At 62.6% G+C, this 508-nt stretch carries 1 protein-coding gene; it reads right to left on the bottom strand.

The features are described from left to right. On the bottom strand, window positions 1–455 hold a 455-nt coding region (locus AC0L20_RS39815; protein WP_473295639.1), incomplete at its 3' end, for an ABC transporter permease subunit. Between the last annotated feature and the right edge of the window lie 53 nt (window positions 456–508).

The following is a 508-nucleotide window of genomic DNA, read 5'->3' as shown; positions in this document are numbered from 1 at the left end:
CCATAGTTGTAGAACCAGGGGAATTTGACGAACAGCCACTCGAGGAAAAACTGCGCCGCCAACGTGGTGACCATCAGGTAGAAACCCTTGATCCGCGAGCTGGGCAGACCGAACAACAGGCCCACCAGCGCGCTGATAACCCCACCACCGAGCAACGCTACCGGCAAGCCCAACTCCGGCAGGCGCAGCAGGAATCCGTAGGTAGCAAAGGCGCCCACCGCCATGAAACCTGCCGCGCCGACCGACGTCTGCCCGGTGTAACCGGTGAGCAGGTTCAGGCCCAGGCCGGCCAGTGACAGCACCAAAAATGGAATCAGGATCGCATTGAGCCAATAATCATCGCCCCACAGCGGTACCGCGATAAACGCCAGCGCCAGCCAGGCGATCAGGCCCCAGGGCACACGCCGGGTGGTCAGCAGCAGCGGCGCAGTGTGGTGTGCAACGGAGGTCGACATGGTTTCAGACTCGCTCGATGGCGCGCTCGCCAAACAGGCCGGCGGGACGGATA

This window comes from Bradyrhizobium sp. Kon58 (assembly GCF_055807455.1).
The sequence above is the reverse complement of the archived record's forward strand: the minus strand, read 5'-3'. Positions and strand labels throughout refer to the sequence as shown.